At 48.3% G+C, this 3162-nt stretch carries 1 protein-coding gene; it reads left to right on the top strand.

Annotated elements, in window-relative coordinates; all coding sequences use genetic code 11:
- The first annotated feature begins 384 nt into the window (after positions 1 to 384).
- Complete coding sequence (locus ACJ2PR_RS35480) at positions 385 to 2916, top strand: glycogen/starch/alpha-glucan phosphorylase (protein ID WP_446880581.1); 2532 nt, start codon at positions 385 to 387, stop codon at positions 2914 to 2916.
- The last annotated feature ends 246 nt before the right edge of the window (positions 2917 to 3162 follow it).

The following is a 3162-nucleotide window of genomic DNA, read 5'->3' as shown; positions in this document are numbered from 1 at the left end:
TGAGGGATGAGGGATGAGGGATGAGGGATGAGGGATGAGGGATGAGGGATGAGGACGGTTCGGAATTGAGCGTTAAAGATTTTTACTGCTTCACTTGTCATCTACCTACTGCCTCCTCCCTCCTCCCTCCTCACTTGAACTTGTTCTAAAATGAAAACGCCGCACTCTGGAGAGTGACCCAAACTCGCTAAACCGTATAAACCTTGTCAGAAAGTGGTAGGCTAACGCACATCACGACTCACCCACTACGAACCAGCAAATCTTAATTTTTCTAGTAAATTACCCTCGCTGTATTTTCGGGCACTTAATTCAGACGATCGACGGCTGTAGGGTTCGTAAGTTGGGTTTACTAAGCCAATCAATAAGAGATCAAGCAACAAGCCTATGTCTGTTAAGAACGATCGTACCGGAATGTCGCTGGAAAATATCAAGCGCGCCTTCACCGATAACCTTTACTACATTCAAGGTAAAGACGAGCGGTTCGCCACTCTGTATGACTACTACATGGCATTGGCATACACGGTGCGCGATCGACTCATCGATCGGCGGATTAAAACCGCCAAGGCATACGCAGAGAAGGAGACCAAGACCGTTTACTATCTTTCGGCAGAGTTTCTGATTGGTCGCCTCTCAAGGAATAATCTGACCAATTTGGGCATCTATGACCAGATGCAAGCCGTCACCAAAGAGGTGGGGCTAAACCTCGAAGATTTGCTAGAGCGCGAAGAAGAACCCGGTCTGGGCAATGGTGGTCTTGGACGACTCGCCGCTTGCTTTTTGGACTCGTTGGCGACGCTGCAAATTCCAGCAATGGGCTACGGGATTCGCTACGAATACGGCATTTTTGACCAAATGATCGCAGGCGGCTGGCAGCACGAACGCCCCGATAACTGGCTGAGATTTGGCAATCCCTGGGAGATTGCTCGCCCTGACTACATGGTAGAAGTTAAGTTTGGCGGCCACACCGAAGCCTACACGGATGCGAATGGTCACTATCGAGTCCGGTGGATGCCTCGCAATACAGTCTATGGAACGCCCTATGACACGCCGATCCCCGGATTTAAGAACAATACGGTGAATCCGCTGCGTCTGTGGAGTGCTAAGTCCAGTGAAGACTTTAACTTCCAGGTGTTTGATGCTGGAGAGTATACGCAAGCGGTTGCCGACAAAACCTATTCTGAAAATATCTCTAAGGTTCTGTATCCCAACGACAACACGCCCCAGGGTAAAGAACTCCGCTTAGAACAGCAGTATTTCTTTGTGTCTTGTTCGTTGCAGGATATTATTCGCCAGTATTTGCGATCGTATGACAACTTTGATGCCTTCCCCGACAAAGTAGCGATTCAGTTAAATGATACGCACCCGTCGATCGGCGTTGCAGAATTGATGCGCTTGCTAATTGATGAGCATTTCCTCGAATGGGAACAAGCGTGGGAGATTACGCGCAAAACCTTTGCCTACACCAATCACACGCTACTGATTGAAGCGCTGGAACGCTGGGCGGTCGGTCTGTTTGGGCGGTTGCTGCCTCGACACTTGGAGATCATTTACGAAATCAACTACCGATTTTTAGATGAGATTCGTCAAAAATTCCCCAATGATAAAGCCAGACTTGAGCGGATGTCACTGGTACAAGAAGGCCCCGAAAAGCACATTCGCATGGCGCATTTGGCTTTTGTAGGTAGTCACACGACCAATGGAGTCGCCGCCCTGCATACCGAATTGCTCAAGCGCGATGTGATGCATGACTTTTTTGAGATGTATCCAGAAAAGTTCCAGAATAAAACCAATGGCGTAACGCCACGGCGGTGGGTGCTGATGAGTAATCCTGTACTGTCGCAACTAATCACAAGCAAAATTGGGGATCAGTGGCTCAAAAATCTGGACGATCTAAGAAAGCTAGAAGCCTTTGCAGATGATCCCGAATTCCAAGCGGCATGGCGTAAGATCAAGCAAGACAACAAGCGTACGCTGGCGGACTACATTCAAGCAAACAATGATCTTGAGATTGATGTAGATTCGATGTTTGACATTCAAGTGAAACGGATTCACGAATACAAGCGTCAACTGCTCAATATCATGCATGTGATCACGCTGTACAACCGGATCAAACGTGCCGCTGCGAATGGAACGCTAAAATCTCTGAACATTACGCCTCGCACCTTCATCTTTGGTGGAAAGGCGGCTCCAGGCTACTTTATGGCGAAGTTGGTGATCAAATTGATCAACTCAGTCGCTAGCGTCGTGAATCATGATCCGGATGCTCAAGACTTGATCAAGGTCGTGTTTTTGGCGAATTTCTCCGTCTCGCTGGGGCAGATTACTTATCCTGCGGCTGACTTATCTGAGCAGATCTCGACCGCTGGCAAAGAAGCCTCTGGCACAGGCAACATGAAATTTTCACTCAACGGGGCCCTGACGATCGGTACCCTTGACGGAGCCAACGTTGAAATCCGCGAAGAAGTGGGCGCAGAGAATTTCTTCTTGTTTGGGCTGACGGCGCAAGAAGTGATGGTGATGAAGTCGCAGGGCTATAACCCGATGCACTACTATCACGACAACCCCGAACTTAAGCAGGTGATCGATCAGATTGCGTCCGGGTTCTTTGTGCCCAAGGAGCCAGATTTGTTTAAGTCGATCGTTGATTCCTTGCTGTTCAAAGACGAGTACATGCTGCTGGCAGACTTCCAGTTTTATCTCGACTGTCAGGATCAGGTGAGCGAGGCTTACAAAGACCAGACCAGTTGGACTCGCAAATCGATTCTAAATGTGGCGCGGATGGGCAAATTTTCGTCTGACAACACGATCAGCCAGTACTGCAAAGAAATCTGGAATGTCGAACCGATTCCGGTCAATCTGGATGTGGATGGGCAACTGATCAAAGGAGAACACACGACGTTGACGAGCAGCATTTAATGTCTTTCGGTTTCTAAATCTGCAAATCTAAATTAAGCAGCCCCAAACCGTTTCTTGTGAAGCTGGTTTCAGGGCTGTTTTTTGTGGGGTTAACTCTGCGGCTAATTCTGTGGATTGCAATCATTGCTCATTTTGTTAACGTGAATTCGATGGAGTTTTCTCGCTTCGTTGTTCAGCACTTCTGCCCTCCAACCCCCAATTTTGGGGGACTTTGAGACAATATTTCTCGTTCAAAGTCCCTCACTT

Source organism: Phormidesmis sp. 146-33 (genome assembly GCF_052939515.1).
Note: the sequence above shows the minus strand (reverse complement) of the source record. Positions and strands in the feature narration are given on the sequence as shown.